The sequence below is a fragment of the Nonomuraea sp. NPDC049129 genome, from assembly GCF_040648495.1.
In the GTDB taxonomy this organism is placed as follows: Bacteria; Actinomycetota; Actinomycetes; order Streptosporangiales; family Streptosporangiaceae; genus Nonomuraea.
Genome location: NZ_JBEZDU010000009.1, coordinates 393,783 through 411,763, shown reverse-complemented (window position 1 = coordinate 411,763; position 17,981 = coordinate 393,783). Strand labels below are relative to the sequence as shown.

Genomic DNA, 17,981 nt, shown 5'->3' with positions numbered 1-17,981 from the left:
ATGGACAGGGTCTTGCGGAACCTGTGACCCATCCGTTCCTCCATGGCCGCGCGGCCGAACTCGAGGATGTCTCTGGCGTCACCCGGCTACCGGACCGACTCTGACGTGAGCAGGACTCCTATGAGTTCCTTGAGGCGGCCGGTGATGCGGCGGTACCCCTGCGTGTCGATCTGGACCAGGTCTCCGGTACGCAGCCGGCCGTTGAGGGCAACAGTGTCTTGGCGGCCTGGGGTCGGCCAGGTAGCCGGGGCTGGTCGTGGCGGCCAAGGACCTCGCGCGGCCACCGCCGGGAGGACCCCGCGCGGCCACCGCCGGGGGCCGTGCCAGGCCGAATACAGCGGGCTGGGCCCCGCTCGCCCGCTACCGCGAGGGTCCTCGTCCCTTGCCCGACCTCGTCAGGGCCGTGTTACGCCACTCGCGGCGGAAGGGGGCGGCGTTTCCGCCTGCGTCTCCTCCGTTGTGCGTTAAGTCTCATCCGCGGGTTGTTACACCGGATGCGCGGCTGGTGTCTCCATGTCGAGTTCACAACACGAGGGAGACATGATGAACGGGAACGTCGCGGTGGTCGTGGTCGGTGGCGGGTACGGGGGCGTGACGGCGGCCAATCGCCTGGCTCGGCGCGATGGCGTGTCGGTGACCCTGGTCAATCCGCGTCCCGACTTCGTCTCGCGGATCCGCCTGCACCAGCTCGTGACCGGCTCCGATGACGCGGTCGAGGACTTCGGTGAGGTTCTGGGTGGGAACGTCCGGCTGGTGGTCGACACCGCGACCCGGATCGACGCCGCCGAGCGACGAGTGTCGCTGGCGGGCGGTGGCACGCTCTCCTACGACTACCTCGTCTACGCGGTGGGCAGTGGCGCCGCCGATCCCGGCGTGCCCGGAGCGGCGGAGTTCGCTCATTCGGTGTCGACCCTCGAGGGAGCGCGACGACTGCGGTCGGCCCTGGCCGCGACGCCCGCGACGGCTCCGGTGACCGTGGTCGGGGCCGGCCCGACCGGCCTGGAGACCGCCGCCGAGCTGGCGGAACTGGGCCGCAAGGTCACCCTGGTCTGCGGCAATGTGCTGGGTCCCTACCTGCATGCCCGGGTCCGCCGCCTGGTCGCTCGCCGGCTCGCCGAGCTGGGTGTGACCATCCTCGAAGGTCCCCGCGCGCGGGTGGCGGAAGTGACACGCGAGGCGATACGGCTCGACGACGGCCGTCAGCTGCCCAGCGCGGTGACGATCTGGACCGCGGGATTCCGTGTCCCGGACCTGGCTGCCCGCAGCGGGCTGCGCACCGACACCGAAGGCCGCCTGATCACCGACACGACGCTGACCAGTGTGGACGACGTGCGCATCGTCGCCGCTGGGGACGCGGCGGCGATGACGGACCGGCCATTCCGGATGAGCTGCCAGGCCGCCGTGCAGCTGGGCCCGGGGGCCGCCACCACGATTCTGCGGCGGATCGCGGGGAAAACACCCGCTCCCGTCCGGTTGCTGTTCGCCGGGCAATGTCTCAGCCTCGGCCGCAACGAGGGCGTCACCCAGTTCTCCTACCTGAACGACAAGGTGAACGCGCTCCACATCAGCGGGCGGCTTGGTGCCCCCGTCAAGGAGATCGCCTGCCGGTTCACCCTCAATCAGTTGGTGTCCGGGGCACGCAAGGCCACCTCCGGCGCATCCCACCTGACCTGATCAGTGGGGAGGCCGCTGCCGACGACCCCGTCTTTGGACTGGGTACATATCCACGGTCTGCTTCCGGCTTGTGAGGCCGACCACGAGAGAGTGAAGCGCACGACATGAACGACCACGTCACCGACCCCGCGACCGAGGCCTTCGTCGCCCACCGAGACCTGCTGTTCACCGTCGCCTACGAGATGCTCGGATCGGCGGCGGACGCCGAGGACGTCCTCCAGGAGGCCTGGCTGCGGTGGGCGAAGGTCGACCTGGGGCAGGTGCGGGACCAGCGCGCATACCTGGTACGGATCACGACCCGGCAAGCACTCAACCGGCTACGGACTCTCCAACGGCGCAAGGAGGCCTACGTCGGCCCCTGGCTGCCCGAGCCCCTGCTCACCGCGCCGGACGTGGCCGAGGACGTCGAACTGTCCGAGAACCTGTCGATGGCACTCATGTTCATCCTCGAAACCCTCTCACCGACCGAACGCGCCGTCTTCGTGCTGCGCGAGGTCTTCGACATCGGCTACGACGACATCGCGGCCGCGATCGGCAAGAGTCCCGCCGCCGCACGCCAGATCGCCTACCGCGCACGCCGGCACGTCGACGCCCGCCGACCGTCCACACCGGTTTCCCAGGAAGAAACCCGGGCGGCGTTGAATTCGTTCCAGTCCGCGCTCGTGACCGGGGACCTGCAGGGGCTGCTCGACGTACTCGCCCCGGATGTTGTTTTCGTCAGCGACGGCGGCGGCCTCAAGCTGGCGGCCCTGCGGCCGGTCGTCGGCGCCGACAAGGTGCTCAGTTACATGGCCGGCAGTCTCGGCAAGGCCGGCGGCACCTTCACCAGTGAGCCCACGACGGTCAACGGCAACCCCGGACTCATCCTGCGCCTGGACGACGTGATCGACGGCGTGCTGGCCTTCCGCGTGGACAACGCCCGCGTCACGGGCCTCTACTACGTCCGCAACCCCGAAAAACTCACCCGCGTCGAGTCGGAAACCCCCCTCACCTCCCGCTGACCCTGCCTCGACGCGGCAGACGATCCCCCCAGCACGATCAGCCGGACGACCAGCACGAGCACACCGACCCCGGCTCACAAAAACCCCACTGACCAGCGCTTTTATGGGAGCCCAGGCAAGTGCCACCTACCGAAGGGGCGAGGAGAGTCTTCCCCCTCCCACCGGCCGCTCCCCCTAGAGAAAGTAAGAGCAGACGCATGTCCCACACCTACCGCAACGCTGTCATCCCCGAGCGAGTCGTGAACCTGGACGAGGCCCGACAACGGCACGGTGCGATGGCCGACCACGCGGCCCAGCTGGTCATGGCCGGAGACCCGCTGGCCGACGCCGTGATCGCCGAACTCGACCAGCTGGGCAAGGAAGGCCGCCACATCCTCAACAGGGGACTCGCCGACGGTCTTGCCAGCCTGGGCGAACAGCCGCCCAGCGCCATCGAGGCGCTCCTGCGGCAACTGGAGACGGTGCCTTCCTGGGTCGATCCCGCGCAGATCGACCGTGGTGAGGTCGCCCTGCTGTCGGTGCCCCAGCCGTGGTTCGAAATCTGCGCGATCAGCAGCGCCCTGGTGCACACCTATGCCTCGCCCGCCATCGCCCGGCTGCTGGCGCAGACGGGACAGCTGACGAAGATGGCTTCCCGCCGACTCGTCGAGACCGGGATGTGGGGGCGTCAGAGCACGCTGCCCGGAGGTCTTCACCGAGGAGCTCCCGGCTACATCAGCACCGCGCAGGTCCGACTGCTGCATGCGCGGATACGAGCCACCGCTGTCCAGCACGGCTGGGACACGGCCGTCTGGGGCCTTCCCATCGGGCAGACCGACATGGCCCGCACGTGGCTGGACTTCACACTCACTCCTTTCACAGCCCTCGCGGCAGTCGGTATCGATTTGAGCGCCGAAGAACAGAAGAGCCTGTACCAGTACTGGTCCTACATCGCCTATCTGCTCGGGATCGATGAACGCTTCTACCAAGGCGTCACGGACCACGCCAGCGCTCGTCGTCTCCAGAACCTGCTGGACATGACGAACGCTGAGCCGGACGACAACTCACGTGCGCTGACCGCGGCCATGGTCAGAGCCACGGCCAGCGCCATGGCCTGTGCGCCCACCCCCCTGATGGCCGAGGACCGACTCCGCGATCTCCTCCACGGCCTGCTGCGGCGTGCCTTCGGCAGCGAGCTCTCCGACCACCTGGGCATCCCTGAATCGGACGCCACTCCGCTGCTGTCTCTGGTCGCTCTCCTCAACAGCCAGGCCAGGCGCTGGCAGACCTTCACGGCTGACTCCGCCGAGATGGCCCGCCGCGAGAACGCGCAAAGTCCCGGCCCCGATGAAGCCTTCCGCCTTCCCGGCGGCACCGCTTACGAGCAGAACATCGCCGTGCCCACCACGGCATGAACGATCCTCGCGCGATCTGCTCGCCCCGAGCGCTCAGATCCGCTCCACGCGCCTCAACATGCTCGCTCTGCGAGGCCCGGCCCGCTCGGCGCACGAGTCCCGGCCGGGCTGCCCGCCCGTCCTCAGTGGCGCGTCAGGAGGTGGTTCACATCGGATCGCACAGCGGTACGGTGCTGTAATCCTCGCCGTTCACCGGTCGGATGTCCTGCCAGCGCACCCACCGGGCCTGGCCCATGTGCTCGGTGCCGTCGTCGGTGTTCAGCGTCTGCGGGGGCCATAGCAGGAATCCCCACCGCTCTCCCTCCGTATCGCCCCAAGCCAGCAGATAACGCGCCTCGCCGCCGCAGTCGGTGGTCGAGAACGTCGTCGCGGCATGTTCGACGATCGGTGGCCGCCACAACCCTGGTAGGCCTTTCATGTCGAGATGCATTGATCCATTATACGAACTGGAGTTCTATATCGCTAGACGACACGCCGTTTCCCGGGCCCCGTCTGGGCGAACGCGATGGGCATCTGGACGGCCAGACTCCGCTGGACCTGCGTGGCCGGGCCTGCGTGTACGTGTGTGGGCGTGCGGGCACGGCGGGGGTGCGGCTGGGCCTGCGCTGTTAACGCGCCCGGATGGGCATGGGGTGCGGAGGGGTGTTCGGCGGGCTTGTGCGGGGACGTGCCGCTGGGCCCGCGGCGGTGAACTCGCGCAAAGGGTCTACGGGATCGCGAAGGGCCTTCGGGGCTGCGAAGAGAAGGCAGGCGCGGCTCTTGGCAGCGTGCGTCGCGAAGGGCCTATGGGATCGCGCAGGGCCTACGAGTGCCGGAGGTGTGCGGCGGGGTCCGCGTGAGAGACCTGTACGGCAGGACCACGGGCCTGGAGGCGTGCGGAAAGGGCCGCCCTACTGGGGTCTTCGGCCTGGTCGGCGGGTTGTGGGTTCCCGTGCGTGCCCGGACAAAGCCCGTCCTCGTGCTCCCGCACGAAGGTTCGTCGTGCTCCCGTACGGAGGTTCACCGTGCCGCCGTACGCGAGCACCAAGACGAAAAAGCGGGACGCGCCCGTCACATGGCGCGCCCCGAAAAACAGGAGCGGTCAGAAGGACTCGACGGCGCGGCGGGCCTCCGCGTCGAGGACGCCCCAGCTGATGAGCTCCTCCGTCAGCTCGCTCGGCGACTTGTCGTAGATCACGGCCAGGGAACGCAGGTCCTCCTGGCGGATCGACAGGACCTTCCCGTTGTAGTCGCCACGCTGGCTCTGGATGGTGGCCGCGTACCGGGCGAGTGCCCCGGCCTTCTCCTTCGGCAGCGTCGCAAGACGTTCCAGGTCGATGACAAGCTTCGGTGTCGGGCCGAGCGGGCTCGGCGCGGCACCGCCGGGCAGCAGCTCGGAGACGGGCACCCCGTAGAAGTCGGCAAGCTCGGCAAGTTTCTGAACCGTTACAGCACGGTCGCCACGCTCGTACGAGCCCACGACCACGGCTTTCCACCTGCCACGCGACTTCTCTTCGACTCCGTGCAGGGACAGGCCCTGCTGGGTGCGGATGGCGCGGAGTCGTGCACCCAGCGACTTTGCGTACTCAGACGGCATCGTGTGGCCCCCCGGCTCTCGTATGTAGCGCTCTCAGTAGATTGTGCTCCCTTGCGGCGAATGCCCCGGCCACCGGGGGGTGTGTGCCTTGTTAGGCACCATCGGTAGCCATGGCTCTGGGTTTACCCCATAACGCCGCGCAGTGTGGTTACGCACAGTGACGGTAAAGGGGCGGACGCCGAAGGTCAAGCTGATTGGAAAAAAGATGCCGAATCCGATCCGGGATGGAACGACTTAATAGCCCCTCTTGTCCCCTGAGTAACAATACTTCGTCACTGTTTGTCCGGTGACATGCATGGTGGAAATCACCTCTAAACCATGTCAGTGATCGCGTGGAGACCGAGGTGAGAGGCACTGAGAAGGGCTGGCCGGGGCCATCCAAGAGCGCCGCGAAGGGCGGTGGACCCGGCGATGGGGCGGGTGGTGTGGCGTCGGGATCAGTCTTGACGGGTTAGGATCATGACCGGACACGTGGCCGCACGGACGATTTTGAGCGACGTGTCACCGAGGAACACCCGCCGCAACGGCCCCGCGTTGCTGGAGGCGCAGATGAGCAGTTCGCCCGGCGACCACGACGTCTGGCCCATGGCCTGTGCCACGTCGCGGCCCTCCAGGATCTCGAACTCCGCCCGGATGTGCCGCCGCTGCCCGGTGGCCGCCGCCTGCAGGTCGTCCGCCACCTGGTCGCGCAGCCGCGTGAGCATGTCCTCTTCGATCTTGGCGCGGCGGGCGCCGCGGATCAGCAGGGTGACCAGCCGCAGCGGCACGTCGAGGATGACCGCGGCCTGGGCGGCGTCGCGCACCGCGGCGTCGGCGCACGGGCCGCGGCGGTAGGCGACGGTGATCCGCTCGACGGCCGGGGGCAGTGCGTCCGCGTAGCCGCGCGGGGCCAGCATGACCGGCACCGTCGAGGAGTGCAGCAGCTGGTCGGCGGTGCTGCCGACGGAGATGCGGCCCCTGCCGCCGCCCGGCGCGGAGCCGATCACGACGACGTCGGCCGCGCGTTTGCGGGCCAGGTCCACCAGCCCGCGCCCACTGCCTTTGTTGGTGTGGACGATGTAGTCGGCCTTGTCGCCGGTGAGCGCCCGGGCCTGCCCGAGCGTGGCCTCCGCCTGTTCCTGCAGATACTTGCGCCACTCCGTCAGGTCGGCGCGCGCGGGCCCCGGCGTGGTCCACGCGGGCGGCTGCACGTACGCCACCGTCAGCTGCCCCTTGACCTGTCCGGCCAGGAGCATGGCCAGCGCCAGCGCGTCACGTCCTCTCGGCTCGGGGATGAATCCGGCCAGTACGCTTTCGAGCTTCATCGAGGCACCTCGGTGTTCAACCGCGAGTGGCGATAGCCGTACAGGAAATAACAGATCAGGCCCACCAGCATCCAGAGGCCGAACGCCTGCCAGGTGACGCCGGCCAGACCGGCCATCACGATGACGCAGAAGATCGTGCCGAGGATCGGCGTGGCGGGGAAGAGCGGCGTGCGGAAGCTGCGCGGCAGCTCGGGGCTGCGGTAGCGGAGCACGAGCACGCCGATGTTGACGATGGCGAAGGCGAACAGCGTCCCGATGCTCGTGGCCTCGGCGAGCTGGCCCAGCGGCACCAGTCCGGCCAGTACGGAGATGAACGCCGCCACGATGAGCGTGTTGGCGACGGGCACCTGGCGGCGCGGGTTCACCTTCTGGAAGATGTGCGGGATGAGCCCGTCGCGGGACATGGCGAACAGGATGCGGGTCTGGCCGTAGATGACGGTCAGGACGACGCTGGCGATGGCCACGACCGCGCCGAAGGAGACGATCAGGCCCGGCCAGGTGGCGCCGGTGGCGAGGTCGACGATGTAGGAGAGGCTGGCTTCGGTGCGTTCGGGGTCGAAGTCGGTCCACGGCATGGCGCCGATCGCGGCCACGGCCACCACGACGTAGATGATCGTGACGATGGCGAGCGACAGGATGATCGCCAGGGGCAGGTCGCGCTTGGGGTTCTTGGCCTCCTCACCGGCGGTGGAGGCGGCGTCGAAGCCGATGTAGGAGAAGAACACCTGCGAGGCGGCGGCCGTGACGCCCGCGACGCCCATGGGCGCGAACGGCGAGAAGTGCCCGGCCCTGAACGCGGTGAAGGCCACCACGCAGAAGAAGATCAGCACGGCGACCTTGATGAGCACGAACACGGCGTTGGCCGTGGCGCTCTCCGACGCCCCGCGCAGCAGCAGCCAGGTGGCCAGCAGCACGATGAGGATCGCCGTGACGTTGACCACACCGCCGTCCTGGCCGGGGGAGTGGGTGATCGACGCGGGCAGCTCCCAGCCGAACAGGCCCTTCAGGAAGGAGTTGAGGTATTCGCCCCAGCCGACCGACACCGCCGCGACCGACACCGCGTACTCCAGCATGAGGCACCAGCCGCAGATCCAGGCGACGATCTCGCCCAGCGTCGCGTACGCGTAGGAGTAGGACGAGCCGGACACCGGGATCGTGCCGGCCAGCTCCGCGTACGACAGCGCGGAGAACAGCGCCGTGATCGCGGCCAGCACGAAGGCCAGCACGACGGCGGGACCCGCCTTCGGCACGGCCTGGCCGAGGATGACGAAGATGCCGGTGCCGAGTGTGGCGCCGACGCTGAACAGCGTGAGCTGCCACAGCGACATCGTGCGGCGCAGCTCACCGCCCTCGCCGTGGCCGCCTTCGGCCACGATCTGGTCGGTGGGCTTGATGCGGAAGAGCCGTTGGGCGAGTGCCATCGAAACCTCCTAGAGCCCTAAAGCGTGCTGGTCAGCGGCCAGCGGGCGTTCGGCGTGACGATCGTGCCGGCGGTGCCTTCCAGGATCTGCTCCGCCTGCCCGAGCTCGCCGATGGCCGCCATGTCGCCGGTGGTCTCCACGAAACGGCAGACCGCTTCCACTTTCGGCCCCATGGAGCCCGCTGGGAAGTCGAGGGCGCGTAGTTCGTGCGGGGTGGTGTTCGCGAGTTCGCTCTGGTGCGGCGTGCCGAAGTCCTTCAGTACGCGCGGCACGTCGGTCAGGATGAGGAAGGCGTCGCATTCGAGCGCCTCGGCCAGCATCGACGCCGTGGAGTCCTTGTCGATGACCGCCTCGACGCCGGACAGGCGGCCGTGCTCGTCGCGGATGACCGGGATGCCGCCGCCGCCCGCGCAGATCACCACGACCCCCTCGCGGACCATCTTGCTGATCAGCCGCGTCTCCACCACGCGCTGCGGGGTGGGGGAGGGGACGACGCGCCGCCAGTCGTGGCCGTCGGCGGCGACCGTCCAGCCGTACTCCTTGGCCAGCTTCGTGGCCTCCTCCTGGTCGTAGACCGGGCCGACGAACTTGGTCGGGTTGTCGAAGGCCGGATCGACCGCCGACACGAGCGTCTGCGTCACCATGGCCAGGACCTGCCGGCCGGGCAGCGCGTTCTGCAAGGCCTGCAGCATCCAGTAGCCGATCATGCCCTGCGTCTCGGCGCCGAGCGTGTCGAACGGGTAGGGCTTGGTCAGGCGGGGGTCGTTGGCGCTCTCCAGCGCCAGCAGGCCCACCTGTGGCCCGTTCCCGTGGGTGATGATCAGCTCGTGCTTCTCCGCGAGCTTGGCCAGCGTCTTGGCCGCGTTGGCGACGTTGGCGATCTGCGGCTCCACGTCCGCCTGCTGGCTGCGCCGGAGCACCGCGTTGCCCCCCAGGGCGACGATGACCCTCATCGCTCAGAAGCCGTCCCGCTCGAGCGGGCAGCTCATGCAGCGCGGCCCGCCGCGCCCCCTGCCGAGCTCGCTGCCCCGGATGGTGATGACCTCGATGCCGTGGCCGCGCAGGAAGTTGTTCGTCGTGGTGTTGCGTTCGTAGGCGACGACCACGCCCGGTTCGATGGCCAGCGCGTTGCAGCCGTCGTCCCACTGCTCCCGCTCGGCGGCGTAGACGTCCTGCGTCGGGATGAGGACCTTGATGTCGTCCAGGTCCAGGGCCCGCGCCATGGCGCGGTGCATGTCCTCCGGCGGGTGGTCGGTGACCTTGAGCTCTTTCTCGGTGTCGCCCGGCTCGATCGTGTACGAGGGCAGCATGCCCAGCCCCGCGTACTTGGTGAACACGCCCACGTCCACCATCGTCATCACGGTGTCGAGGTGCATGAACGCGCGGGCCTTCGGCATGTTCAGCGCGATGATCTTCCGCGCGGAGCCGGCCTGGAACAGCCGCTGCGCGAGCATCTCGATGGCCTGCGGCTGGGTGCGCTCGCTCATCCCGATCAGCACCACGCCGCGCCCGAGGACCAGCACGTCGCCGCCCTCCAGCGTGGCCGGGGCGACCGACTGGCCGGGCAGCCACACGTTGTAACCGCCCTTCTGCGGCCGGCCGAACCCGTCGGCGAAGGTCGGGTGGAACTCGTAGACGGCCTCCATGTTCACCGTCTCGCGCATGCGCGCCTTCTTCTTCATCGCGTTGATCGAGACGCCGTCGTACACCCAGCAGGAGGTGTCGCGGGTGAACAGGTGGTTCGGCAGCGGCGGCAGGATGAAGTCGTCGTCACCGGCCGCGTGGTAGGACATCGACTTGGGGTCACAGCCCGCCTCGACCATCTCGCGTTTGGTGATGCCCCCCGTCAGGTACATCTGCAGGGTCTTGGAGTCCATGGAGTCAAGGGTGTTGCGGATGTCGTCGACGGCCAGGGGGCCCATGAAGCGCTCGTCGAGGATCCCGTCGAGGATGTGCTTACGCGCTTCGGGGATCTCGATCGTCTCTCTGAGCAGGTCCGCCAGCATGTGGACCTTGACGCCGCGCTCCCGCAGCACCTGCTGGAACTCCTCGTGCTCCTCCATCGCGCGCTGCACCCACAGCACGTCGTCGAAGAGGAACGCGTCCTTGTTGGTCGGGGTGAGCCGCTTGAGCGCCAGGTCAGGCTTGTGCAGCAGCACCTGGTAGAGCTTGCCCACCTCGGAGTCGACATGGAAGGTCATTGTCCCTGTATCCCCTCGAAGCAGGCGGACGTCAACGCGCTGGCACCGCCCGCGATGCCCGTCACGTGCCCCGCGTGGACGGTTCCGACACGGAAAGGGCGGGGAAATTACCCAACCGTGGGCGGCCATGGGGAGTAGGTGGCAAGAGTTCTGGCTGGTAGCCCCTGGTACTGTGTGTCACGACCAACACCCTTTTAAGACCCGTCCCGTGAGGCGGGAAAGGTGGTGAGCTCTGCCGTGTCCGAATCCCCAACGTCCGACCTGACACCCTTGTCGAGGGCTGTTCTGGAGGGCCCGGACATCCACCGGGCGCTGACTCGTATCGCGCACGAGATCCTCGAACGAACCAAGGGCGCCGACGGTGTCGTCCTCCTCGGCATCCCGACCCGCGGCGTCACTCTGGCCCGCCGGCTCGGTGACCGCATCGAGCGCTTCGAAGGCGTCAAGATCCCCGTCGGCTCGGTCGACATCACGATGTACCGCGACGATCTCCGGCTCCGGCCCGCCCGGCCGCTCGGCCACACCGAGCTGCCGCCCGACGGCATCGACGGCAGGATCGTGGTGCTGGTGGACGACGTCCTGTACTCCGGCCGCACCGTCCGCGCGGCGCTCGACGCGCTCAACGACCTCGGCCGCCCGACCGCCGTACAGCTGGCCACGCTGGTCGACCGCGGCCATCGCGAGCTGCCCATCCGCGCCGACTACGTCGGCAAGAACCTGCCGACCGCCAAGAGCGAGAAGGTGAAGGTCTACCTGCAGGAGACCGACGGGCGCGACGCCGTGCTGCTGATGAAGGAGGAGGCCAAGTGAACCGCCATCTCATCTCCGCGGGCGACCTCGGCAAGGACGACGCCCTGCTCATCCTCGACACGGCCGAGGAGCTGGCGAGGGTCTCGGAACGTTCCATCAAGAAGCTGCCGACCTTGCGCGGCCGTACGGTGGTCAACCTGTTCTTCGAGGACTCCACCCGGACCCGCATCTCCTTCGAGGCGGCCGCCAAGCGGCTGTCCGCCGACGTCATCAACTTCTCCGCCAAGGGCTCCAGCGTCTCCAAGGGCGAGTCGCTGAAGGACACGGCGCTGACGCTGGAGGCGATGGGCGCCGACGCGGTCGTCATCCGCCACGGCGCCTCCGGCGCGCCGCACCGCCTGGCCAACTGGGTGCACGGCAGCGTCGTCAACGCCGGCGACGGCACCCACGAGCACCCCACGCAGGCGCTGCTCGACGCCTTCTCCATGCGCCGCCGCCTGGGCGGCCTGGAGGGCCGCAAGGTCACGATCGTCGGCGACGTCCTGCACAGCCGGGTCGCCCGCTCCAACGTGCTGCTCCTGGCCACGCTCGGCGCCGACGTCACACTGGTGGCGCCGCCCACGCTGCTGCCGGTCTCGGTCGACACCTGGCCGTGCGCGGTCTCCTACGACCTCGACGCGGTGCTGCCCAAGTCCGACGTGGTGATGATGCTGCGGGTGCAGAAGGAGCGGATGAACGCCGCCTACTTCCCGAGCGAGCGCGAATACTCCCGCCGCTACGGCCTCGACCGCGACCGCTTCGCCAAGATGCCCGACGAGGCCATCGTGATGCACCCCGGGCCGATGAACCGGGGCATGGAGATCGCCGCCGAGGTGGCCGACTCGCCGCGCTCGACCATCGTCGAGCAGGTCGCCAACGGTGTGACCATCCGCATGGCCGTCCTTTACCTGCTGCTCGGGGGAGAGACTTCGTGATCATTCGCAACGTACGGATCGTCGGTGGCGAGCCCGTCGACATCCGCGTCGAGGACGGGGTGATCGCCGAGATCGCCCCGCGGATCGACGGGGAGGCGGCGATCGACGGCGGCGGCGCGATCGTGCTGCCCGGCCTCGTCGACCTGCACACCCACCTGCGCGAGCCCGGCCGCGAGGACGCCGAGACCGTGCAGACCGGCACCCAGTCGGCCGCCCGCGGCGGCTACACCGCCGTGCACGCCATGGCCAACACCTCGCCCGTCGCCGACACCGCCGGCGTGGTCGAGCAGGTCTGGCGGCTGGGCCGGGAGTTCGCCCACTGCGACGTCCAGCCGGTCGGCGCGGTCACCGTCGGCCTGGAGGGCAGGCAGCTGGCCGAGCTCGGCGCGATGGCCGACTCCGCCGCCCGGGTCCGCGTCTTCTCCGACGACGGCAGGTGCGTCGACGACGCCGTGCTGATGCGCCGCGCCCTGGAGTACGTCAAGGCGTTCGACGGCGTGATCGCCCAGCACGCCCAGGAGCCCAGGCTGACCGGCGGCGCCCAGATGAACGAGGGCGTCGTCTCCGGCCGGCTCGGCCTGACCGGCTGGCCGGCGGTCGCCGAGGAGGCGATCATCGCCCGCGACTGCCTGCTGGCCGCGCACGTCGGCTCCCGGCTGCACGTCTGCCACGTCTCCACGGCCGGCTCGGTGGAGATCCTGCGCTGGGCCAAGTCCAAGGGCTGGAACATCACCGCCGAGGTCACCCCGCACCACCTGCTGCTCACCGACGACCTCGTCGAGGACTCGCCGGTCGGCGCCTACAACCCCATCTACAAGGTCAACCCGCCGCTGCGCACCCGCGCCGACGTCGAGGCGCTGCGCGCCGCGCTGGCCGACGGCACGATCGACATCGTCGCCACCGACCACGCGCCCCACCCGGTCGAGGACAAAGAGACCGAGTGGTCGGCCGCGGCCATGGGCATGGTCGGCCTGGAGACCGCGCTCAGCGTGGTGCAGGAGGCCATGGTCGACACCGGGCTGCTCGACTGGGCCGGCGTCGCCGAGCGCATGTCGATCGTGCCCGCGCGTATCGGCCGCCTTTCGGGGCACGGGCAACCGATCGAGGTGGGCGTACCGGCCAACCTCACGTTGTACGACCCGTCCGTCCGTACAGAGGTGGATCCGTCCGCCTTCGCGTCGAAGAGCCGCAACACGCCGTACGAGGGCATGACGCTCCCCGGCCGGGTCGTGGCGACCTTCCTGCGCGGCAAGCCGACAGTACTTGAAGGGAAGCTGGTGTGACTTCTGCGCTGCTCGTTCTGGAAGACGGTCGCGTCTTCCACGGAACCCCGTATGGCGCCGCGGGCGAGACGTTCGGCGAGATGGTCTTCAACACCGGCATGACCGGCTACCAGGAGACCCTCACCGACCCGTCCTACCACCGGCAGATCGTCGCGATGACGGCCCCCCACATCGGCAACACCGGCGTCAACGACGAGGACCCCGAGTCGGGCCGCGTCTGGGTCGCCGGCTACGTCGTACGCGAGCCGTCCCGCGTGGTCTCCAACTGGCGGGCCAACCGCTCGCTGGAGGACTACCTCAAGGAACAGGGCGTCGTCGGCATCGCCATGCCGGGCACCCGCGCGCTCACCCGCCACCTGCGCGAGCGCGGCGCCATGCGCGCCGGGATCTTCACCGATCCGACCGCGCCGGTCGATGAGCTCGTCAAGCGCGTACGGCGGGTGCCGGTCATGGAAGGCGCGAACCTGGCCGCCGAGGTGGCCACGGCCGAGCCGTACGTCGTGCCGGCCATCGGCCAGAAGCGGTTCACGGTCGCGGCCGTGGACCTGGGCATCAAGGGCATGACCCCGCACCGGATGGCCGAGCGCGGCTGCGAGGTGCACGTGCTGCCGGCCACCGCCACCTTTGAGGAGATCATGGCGGTGGGCCCGGACGGGGTGTTCTTCTCCAACGGCCCCGGCGACCCGGCCACCGCGGACGTCTCCGCGCTGCGCGGGGTGCTGGAGGCGAAGGTGCCGTTCTTCGGGATCTGCTTCGGCAACCAGCTGTTCGGCCGGGCCCTGGGCCTGTCCACGTACAAGCTGCGCTACGGCCACCGGGGGGTGAACCAGCCGGTCCAGGACGTACGGACCGGCAAGGTAGAGATCTCCGCCCACAACCACGGCTTCGCGGTCGAGGCGCCGCTCGGCGAGCCGTTCGACACCCCCTACGGCCGGGCCGAGGTCAGCCACGTCAACCTCAACGACCGCTGCGTGGAAGGGCTGCGCCTGCTCGACGGGCGTGCCTTCAGCGTGCAGTACCACCCGGAGGCCGCCGCCGGCCCCCACGACGCCGCCTACCTTTTCGACGAGTTCTGTGAGGTCATGAACCGTGCCCAAGCGTGATGACATCAGGTCCGTCCTGGTGATCGGCTCGGGGCCGATCGTGATCGGGCAGGCGTGCGAGTTCGACTACTCCGGCACCCAGGCCTGCCGCGTGCTGCGCGACGAGGGGTTCCGCGTGATCCTCGTCAACAGCAACCCGGCGACGATCATGACCGACCCCGAGTTCGCCGACGCCACCTACGTCGAGCCGATCACCCCCGAGTACGTCGAGAAGATCATCGCCAAGGAGCGCCCCGACGCGCTCCTGCCGACCCTGGGCGGCCAGACCGCCCTCAACACCGCCGTCGCGCTGCACGAGTCGGGCGCGCTGGAGCGCTACGACGTCGAGCTGATCGGCGCCGACTTCGACGCGATCCAGGCGGGGGAGAACCGCGAGCGGTTCAAGGAGATCGTCGCCAAGGTCGCCCGCGAGCACGGCCTGAACGCGGAGTCGGCCAACTCGGTCGTCTGTCACACGATGGACGAGTGCCTGGCCGCCGCCACCGAGCTCGGCTACCCGCTGGTCGTGCGGCCCTCCTTCACGATGGGCGGCGTCGGGTCCGGGTTCGCCTACGACGAGTCGGACCTGCGGCGCATCGCCGGCGCCGGGCTGGACGCCTCGCCGACCACCGAGGTGCTCCTGGAGGAGTCGATCCTCGGCTGGAAGGAGTACGAGCTCGAGGTCATGCGCGACAAGCATGACAACGTGGTCATCGTCTGCTCCATCGAGAACATCGACCCGATGGGCGTCCACACCGGCGACAGCGTCACCGTCGCGCCCGCGCTGACGCTGACCGACCGCGAATACCAGAACATGCGCGACGTCGCGATCGCGGTCATCCGCGAGGTCGGCGTCGACACCGGCGGCTGCAACATCCAGTTCGCGGTCAACCCGGCGACCGGCCGCATGATCGTCATCGAGATGAACCCGCGCGTGTCCCGATCGAGCGCACTGGCCTCGAAGGCCACCGGCTTCCCGATCGCCAAGATCGCCGCCAAGCTGGCCATCGGCTACACCCTCGACGAGATCCCCAACGACATCACCAAGGAGACCCCGGCCTCCTTCGAGCCCACGCTCGACTACATCGTGGTCAAGGTGCCGCGGTTCGCCTTCGAGAAGTTCAGGGGCGCCGACCAGACACTCACCACCCACATGAAGTCGGTGGGCGAGGCCATGGCCATCGGCCGCTCCTTCCCCGAGGCGCTGCAGAAGGCGCTGCGCTCGCTGGAGAAGAAGGACTCCTCCTTCACCTGGGCCGGCCCCCAGCGGCCGAAGGCCGAGCTCATCGACGAGTCCCGCGTCCCGCACGACGGCCGGCTGCGCACCGTGCAGCAGGCCATCCGGGCCGGCGCCACCGCCGAGGAGCTCTTCGAGGCCACCCACATCGACCCCTGGTTCCTCGACCAGCTTTTCCTGCTGGACGAGGAGGCGCGGACCCTCGGCGAGGCCACCGAGCTGACCGCCGAGGTGCTGGAGCGGGCCAAGCGCCACGGCTTCAGCGACGCGCAGATCGGCGAGATCCGCGGCATCGACGAGGCCCGCGTACGCGACCTGCGCCACGCGCTCGGCCTGCGGCCGGTCTACAACACGGTCGACACCTGCGCCGCCGAGTTCGCCGCCAAGACCCCCTACCTCTACTCGGCCTACGACGAGGAGAGCGAGGTCCCGTACGGCGAGCGGGAGAAGGTCATCATCCTCGGCTCCGGGCCCAACCGCATCGGGCAGGGCATCGAGTTCGACTACGCCTGCGTGCACGCCTCCTTCGAGCTGTCGCGGGCCGGGTTCGAAACCGTCATGGTCAACTGCAACCCGGAGACGGTCTCGACCGACTACGACACCTCCGACCGGCTCTACTTCGAGCCGCTCACGCTGGAGGACGTGCTGGAGGTCGTACACGCCGAGCAGCAGACGGGCCCGGTCGCGGGCGTGATCGTGCAGCTCGGCGGGCAGACGCCGCTCGGCCTGGCGCAGGCGCTCAAGGACGCGGGCGTGCCCGTGGTCGGCACCTCGCCCGAGTCGATCCACCTGGCCGAGGAGCGCGGCGCGTTCGGCCGGGTGCTCGCCGAGGCGCAGCTGCCCGCGCCCAAGCACGGCACCGCGACGACCGTCGCCGAGGCGCTGACCGTGGCCGAGGAGATCGGCTACCCCGTGCTCGTCCGGCCCTCGTACGTGCTCGGCGGGGCCGGCATGGCCATCGTCTACGACGACGCGACGCTGACCACCTACATGGCGGCCCAGGAGGGCGGCCATCCGGTGCTGGTCGACAAGTTCCTCGACGAGGCCATCGAGATCGACGTGGATGCCCTGTTCGACGGCGAGGAGCTCTACCTGGGCGGCGTCATGGAGCACATCGAGGAGGCCGGGATCCACTCCGGCGACTCGGCGTGCGCGCTGCCGCCGATCACGCTCGGCAGCAACGACATCAAGCGCATCCGCGCCGCCACCGAGGGCATCGCCCGCGGCGTCGGGGTCCGCGGGCTGCTGAACGTCCAGTACGCCATGTCGGCCGGCGTCCTGTACGTCCTGGAGGCCAACCCGCGCGCCAGCCGTACCGTGCCGTTCGTCTCCAAGGCCACGGCGGTGCCGCTGGCCAAGGCGGCGGCCCGCGTGATGCTGGGCGCCTCGATCGCCTCGCTGCGCGAGGAGGGCATGCTGCCCGCCACGGGAGACGGCGGCACTCTGCCGCTGGAGGCGCCGATCGCGGTGAAGGAGGCGGTGCTGCCGTTCAACCGCTTCCGCGGCGTCGACATCGTGCTCGGGCCCGAGATGCGCTCCACGGGCGAGGTCATGGGCATCGACGAGTCCTTCGGCGTCGCCTTCGCCAAGTCGCAGGCGGCCGCGTACGGGGAACTGCCCATCAAGGGCCGGGCCTTCGTGTCCGTGGCCAACCGGGACAAGCGTGCGATGATCTTCCCGGTACGGGCTCTCGCCGACCTCGGGTTCGAGATCCTGGCCACCGAGGGGACCGCTGAGGTGCTGCGCCGCAACGGTGTCCATGCCAAGATCGTGCGAAAGCAGAGCGAGGGGCCCGGAGCCGGAGGTGAGCCCACGAGTGTCCAGTACATCCTCGACGGCGAGATCGACCTGATCGTCAACACGCCGTTCGGCAGTCCGGGCCAGTCGGGCCCGCGGCTCGACGGCTACGACATCCGCACCGCCGCCGTGCTGCGCGGCATCCCGTGCATCACCACGGTCGCCGGCCTCGCCGCCGCGGCCGCGGGCATCCAGGCCATCGTGCGGGGCGACGTCGGCGTACGGTCCCTCCAAGAGCACGGGCGGGCGCTGCGGGCGGCAGGGGCGTAGGGCTCGATCGACGGCAG

The 17,981-nt window shown here is 69.3% G+C and carries 14 protein-coding genes; 8 read left to right on the top strand and 6 right to left on the bottom strand.

From position 1 onward, the window contains the following. Positions 1–540 precede the first annotated feature (540 nt). The 3 genes from AB0B64_RS29605 to AB0B64_RS29595 all read left to right on the top strand — a co-directional run bounded on the left by AB0B64_RS29605 (position 541) and on the right by AB0B64_RS29595 (position 4,069). Positions 541–1,674, top strand: coding sequence for an FAD-dependent oxidoreductase (locus AB0B64_RS29605; RefSeq protein ID WP_357945226.1), 1,134 nt, complete (start codon positions 541–543; stop codon positions 1,672–1,674). A gap of 104 nt (positions 1,675–1,778) precedes the next feature. Then, positions 1,779–2,675, top strand: a complete 897-nt coding sequence (locus tag AB0B64_RS29600) for an RNA polymerase sigma-70 factor (RefSeq protein ID WP_358181174.1) — start codon at positions 1,779–1,781, stop codon at positions 2,673–2,675. A 197-nt stretch (positions 2,676–2,872) separates the two neighbouring features. Further along, positions 2,873–4,069: an oxygenase MpaB family protein gene (locus AB0B64_RS29595; protein WP_357945232.1), complete on the top strand. Its 1,197-nt coding sequence runs from the start codon at positions 2,873–2,875 to the stop codon at positions 4,067–4,069. 145 nt (positions 4,070–4,214) lie between these two features. Here AB0B64_RS29595 and AB0B64_RS29590 read toward each other — a convergent pair whose 3' ends face one another. The 6 genes from AB0B64_RS29590 to AB0B64_RS29565 form a co-directional block, all read right to left on the bottom strand. Next, a complete protein-coding gene (locus AB0B64_RS29590; RefSeq protein WP_358181171.1) occupies positions 4,215–4,499 on the bottom strand; it encodes a hypothetical protein in 285 nt (94 codons plus the stop codon). A gap of 651 nt (positions 4,500–5,150) precedes the next feature. Beyond that, positions 5,151–5,645: a transcriptional regulator gene (locus tag AB0B64_RS29585; RefSeq protein ID WP_026214021.1), complete on the bottom strand. Its 495-nt coding sequence runs from the start codon at positions 5,643–5,645 to the stop codon at positions 5,151–5,153. Between the two features lie 437 nt (positions 5,646–6,082). Continuing rightward, positions 6,083–6,949 carry a universal stress protein gene (locus AB0B64_RS29580; RefSeq protein ID WP_357945237.1) on the bottom strand — a complete coding sequence of 289 codons (867 nt, stop codon included), beginning with the start codon at positions 6,947–6,949 and terminating at the stop codon, positions 6,083–6,085. Next, the gene (locus AB0B64_RS29575) at positions 6,946–8,370 is read right to left on the bottom strand and encodes an amino acid permease (RefSeq protein ID WP_357945239.1); all 1,425 of its coding nucleotides are present in this window, start codon (positions 8,368–8,370) and stop codon (positions 6,946–6,948) included. The genes AB0B64_RS29580 and AB0B64_RS29575 overlap by 4 nt, the downstream gene beginning before the upstream one ends. A 17-nt stretch (positions 8,371–8,387) precedes the next feature. After that, on the bottom strand, positions 8,388–9,323 hold the full coding sequence (gene arcC / locus AB0B64_RS29570; RefSeq protein WP_358181169.1) for a carbamate kinase: 936 nt from the start codon (positions 9,321–9,323) through the stop codon (positions 8,388–8,390). A gap of 3 nt (positions 9,324–9,326) precedes the next feature. Further along, entirely contained in the window at positions 9,327–10,571 is a 1,245-nt protein-coding gene (locus AB0B64_RS29565; protein ID WP_357945243.1) for an arginine deiminase, read from the bottom strand. 237 nt (positions 10,572–10,808) lie between these two features. Here AB0B64_RS29565 and pyrR point away from each other — a divergent pair, with 237 nt between their 5' ends. The 5 genes from pyrR to carB are packed head-to-tail and all read left to right on the top strand — an operon-like array spanning position 10,809 to position 17,964. Continuing rightward, a complete protein-coding gene (pyrR, locus tag AB0B64_RS29560; protein WP_357945245.1) occupies positions 10,809–11,381 on the top strand; it encodes a bifunctional pyr operon transcriptional regulator/uracil phosphoribosyltransferase PyrR in 573 nt (190 codons plus the stop codon). Continuing rightward, positions 11,378–12,295 carry an aspartate carbamoyltransferase catalytic subunit gene (locus tag AB0B64_RS29555; RefSeq protein WP_358181166.1) on the top strand — a complete coding sequence of 306 codons (918 nt, stop codon included), beginning with the start codon at positions 11,378–11,380 and terminating at the stop codon, positions 12,293–12,295. Before pyrR ends, AB0B64_RS29555 begins: the two co-directional genes overlap by 4 nt. Beyond that, on the top strand, positions 12,292–13,578 hold the full coding sequence (locus AB0B64_RS29550) for a dihydroorotase (protein ID WP_358181163.1): 1,287 nt from the start codon (positions 12,292–12,294) through the stop codon (positions 13,576–13,578). The genes AB0B64_RS29555 and AB0B64_RS29550 overlap by 4 nt, the downstream gene beginning before the upstream one ends. Further along, a complete protein-coding gene (gene carA, locus AB0B64_RS29545; RefSeq protein WP_358181160.1) occupies positions 13,575–14,681 on the top strand; it encodes a glutamine-hydrolyzing carbamoyl-phosphate synthase small subunit in 1,107 nt (368 codons plus the stop codon). Before AB0B64_RS29550 ends, carA begins: the two co-directional genes overlap by 4 nt. Beyond that, positions 14,668–17,964, top strand: coding sequence for a carbamoyl-phosphate synthase large subunit (gene carB / locus AB0B64_RS29540; protein WP_357945256.1), 3,297 nt, complete (start codon positions 14,668–14,670; stop codon positions 17,962–17,964). The genes carA and carB overlap by 14 nt, the downstream gene beginning before the upstream one ends. Positions 17,965–17,981 lie beyond the last annotated feature (17 nt).

Coding starts and splice junctions, on each gene's coding strand:
- AB0B64_RS29605 (WP_357945226.1), top strand. CDS start 541: ATGATGAACGGGAACGTCGCGGTGGTCGTGGTCGGTGGCGGGTACGGG.
- AB0B64_RS29580 (WP_357945237.1), bottom strand. CDS start 6,949: ATGAAGCTCGAAAGCGTACTGGCCGGATTCATCCCCGAGCCGAGAGGA.
- AB0B64_RS29585 (WP_026214021.1), bottom strand. CDS start 5,645: ATGCCGTCTGAGTACGCAAAGTCGCTGGGTGCACGACTCCGCGCCATC.
- AB0B64_RS29575 (WP_357945239.1), bottom strand. CDS start 8,370: ATGGCACTCGCCCAACGGCTCTTCCGCATCAAGCCCACCGACCAGATC.
- AB0B64_RS29590 (WP_358181171.1), bottom strand. CDS start 4,499: ATGCATCTCGACATGAAAGGCCTACCAGGGTTGTGGCGGCCACCGATC.
- AB0B64_RS29565 (WP_357945243.1), bottom strand. CDS start 10,571: ATGACCTTCCATGTCGACTCCGAGGTGGGCAAGCTCTACCAGGTGCTG.
- arcC (WP_358181169.1), bottom strand. CDS start 9,323: ATGAGGGTCATCGTCGCCCTGGGGGGCAACGCGGTGCTCCGGCGCAGC.
- AB0B64_RS29595 (WP_357945232.1), top strand. CDS start 2,873: ATGTCCCACACCTACCGCAACGCTGTCATCCCCGAGCGAGTCGTGAAC.
- AB0B64_RS29600 (WP_358181174.1), top strand. CDS start 1,779: ATGAACGACCACGTCACCGACCCCGCGACCGAGGCCTTCGTCGCCCAC.